At 67.9% G+C, this 2,461-nt stretch carries 1 protein-coding gene; it reads right to left on the bottom strand.

Annotated elements, in window-relative coordinates:
- Positions 1–2,461 (bottom strand): isoleucine--tRNA ligase (gene ileS, locus VJN29_RS19980; protein WP_324145397.1); only part of this gene is annotated, 2,461 nt, incomplete at both ends.

The following is a 2,461-nucleotide window of genomic DNA, read 5'->3' as shown; positions in this document are numbered from 1 at the left end:
GCTCGTCCGCGACGATCGAGGTGAACGGCTCCAGTCCTGCCGGGTCGGGCGTGACGACGGTCAGCGTGGCCAGCGGCAGACGCACTCGGAGCCCCTCCGCCTTGCGCAGCGACGATGCCGTCGAGCAGACCGCCCGGACCTGGTCCATGGCGGCGACGAGGGCGTCGTCAGCTGGCAGGAGGGCGGCATCCGGCCAGTCCTCAAGGTGCACGGAGCGGCCGCCCGTCAGCCCCCGCCAGATCTCCTCGGTGACGAGCGGCAGGAGTGGGGCCGCCACCCGGGTGAGGACCTCGAGCGTGGTGGACAGCGTGTCGAACGCCGCGTGAGCAGTGGAGACCTCGCCCGCACTCGTCTCGGTGTCCCAGAACCGCTGTCGGGAGCGGCGGATGTACCAGTTCGTCAGGGCATCCACGAACTGGCGCACCGACTCGCAGGCACCCGGGATGTCGTAGACGTCCATCTGGCCCTGCACCGTCTGGACGAGAACGCGCAGCTTGGCGAGGAGGTAGCGGTCGAGCGGGTCCGTCGAGTCGGTCGACCACCGTGCCGCGTAGCCGGCGCCACCGTGCATGGCGTTGGCGTAGAGGGAGAAGAAGTACCAGCTGTTCCACAGGGGGATCAGCACCTGGCGAACACCCTCGCGGATGCTCTCCTCGGTCACCGAGATGTTGCCCCCACGCAGGATCGACGAGGACATGAGGAACCACCGCATCGCGTCGGCACCGTCGCGGTTGAACACCTCGTTGACGTCAGGGTAGTTGCGCAGCGACTTGCTCATCTTCTGGCCGTCGCTCCCGAGGACGATGCCGTGGCTGAGGCACGACGAGAAGGCGGGACGGTCGAAGAGCGCCGTGGCGAGCACGTGGAGCGTGTAGAACCACCCGCGGGTCTGGCCGATGTACTCGACGATGAAGTCGCCCGGGAAGTGGTGCTCGAACCAGTCCGCGTTCTCGAACGGGTAGTGCACCTGAGCGAACGACATGGAGCCGGAGTCGAACCAGACGTCGAGGACGTCCTCGACCCGGCGCATCGTCGAGTTGCCGGTCGGGTCGTCGGGGTTCGGCCGCGTGAGGTGGTCGACGAACGGCCGGTGGAGGTCCGGCTCGCCACGCTCGTTGCGCGGAAGCCGACCGAAGTCGCGCTCGAGCTCGTCGAAGGAGCCGTAGACGTCGATCCGTGGGTGTGCCGGGTCGTCGGAGCGCCACACGGGAATGGGGCTCCCCCAGAACCGGTTCCGCGAGATCGACCAGTCGCGGGCGTTCTCGAGCCACTTGCCGAACTGTCCGTCCTTGACGTGCTCCGGCACCCACGTGATCTCCGAGTTCAGCTCGACCATCCGGTCCTTGAACTTGGTCACCTCGACGAACCAGGAGGAGACCGCCATGTAGATGAGGGGCTCGCGGCATCGCCAGCAGTGGGGGTAGGAGTGGTCGTACGTCTCGCGGCGCAGGAGCACGGTCCCCTCGGTCACGGCCCCGCGGCCACCCTCGCCGCGGGTCGCCGCCGTGAGGTGTCCGATGATGACGGGGTTCGCGTCGAACACGTGCAGACCCTCGTAGTCGGCGACAGGGAAGGTGAAGCGGCCGTCGGGACCCACGGGGACGACCGGCTGGATGCCGTACTGGTCGGTGAGCTGCTTGTCCTCCTCACCGAACGCCGGCGCGATGTGGACGATCCCCGTGCCGTCGTCCGTCGTCACGTAGTCGGCCGGCAGCACGACGTGCGACTTGGCGTGTCCCTGGTAGTACGAGAACGGCGGCGTGTAGGCGCGACCGAGCAGATCCCGGCCCTTCAGCCGCTGGACGATGCGGTCCGCGGCGTCGCCGCCGAGCTCCCGGGCGTAGGCCGCCAGCCGAGCCTCGGCGAGGACGTAGCGCTCGGTGCGCCCCGAGAACTCCGACTCCACGACGACGTAGTCCACGTCCGGCCCGACGGCCATGGCGAGGTTGCTCGGCAAGGTCCACGGCGTGGTGGTCCAGATCAGCGCCAGCTCGCCCGTCTCGAGGCGGTGGCCCACGGTGACGGCGGGGTCCTGACGGTTCTGGTAGACCTCCTCGTCCATCCGCAGCTCGTGGTTGGACAGCGGGGTCTGGTCGTTCCAGCAGTACGGGAGGCAGCGGAAGCCCTCGTACACGAGGCCCTTGTCGTACATGGTCTTGAACGCCCACAGCACGGACTCCATGAAGTCGGGGTTCAGCGTCTTGTAGTCGTTGTCGAAGTCGACCCACCGCGCCTGCCGGGTGACGTACTCGCGCCACTCGTCCGTGTACTTCATCACCGAGTCGCGGCACTTGGCGTTGAAGGTCTCGATGCCGAGCTCGAGGATCTCCTCCTTGGTCTTGATGCCGAGCTGGCTCATCGCCTCGAGCTCGGCAGGCAGGCCGTGGGTGTCCCATCCGAACCGGCGCTCGACCCGGCGTCCACGCATCGTCTCGTACCGGGGCACGATGTCCTTGACGTA

Source organism: Intrasporangium sp. (assembly GCF_035280925.1).
Lineage (GTDB): Bacteria > Actinomycetota > Actinomycetes > Actinomycetales > Dermatophilaceae > Intrasporangium.
Note: the sequence above shows the minus strand (reverse complement) of the source record. Positions and strands in the feature narration are given on the sequence as shown.